The following is a 235-nucleotide window of genomic DNA, read 5'->3' as shown; positions in this document are numbered from 1 at the left end:
GATGTAGTGCAAGGAAACATCCTGCGTAAAAAATCACATGTATTTCATACTGATTCGAAAAGTTTCTATCTGCTACTCTAATAGTGTCGCCCGCCTTATCTAACTGCATTGTTTTTAAATCGCTTAAATCTAGTTGTTTGTTTTTAGCTGCGGCAAAGCGTCTTTTTCCCATAATGAGCATGACAACCAGTGAAAGCGTAACTTGTGCACAAATCGCAAGTATGATGATTTTTTC

At 37.4% G+C, this 235-nt stretch carries 1 protein-coding gene; it reads right to left on the bottom strand.

Annotated features, from left to right (window positions below):
• Positions 1-235, bottom strand: a 235-nt coding sequence (locus V6260_RS18695; protein ID WP_341595582.1) for an MAPEG family protein, incomplete at both ends; no start/stop codon positions are given.

The organism is Pseudoalteromonas aliena, from assembly GCF_038155085.1.
In the GTDB taxonomy this organism is placed as follows: Bacteria; Pseudomonadota; Gammaproteobacteria; order Enterobacterales; family Alteromonadaceae; genus Pseudoalteromonas; species Pseudoalteromonas aliena_A.
Note: the sequence above shows the minus strand (reverse complement) of the source record. Positions and strands in the feature narration are given on the sequence as shown.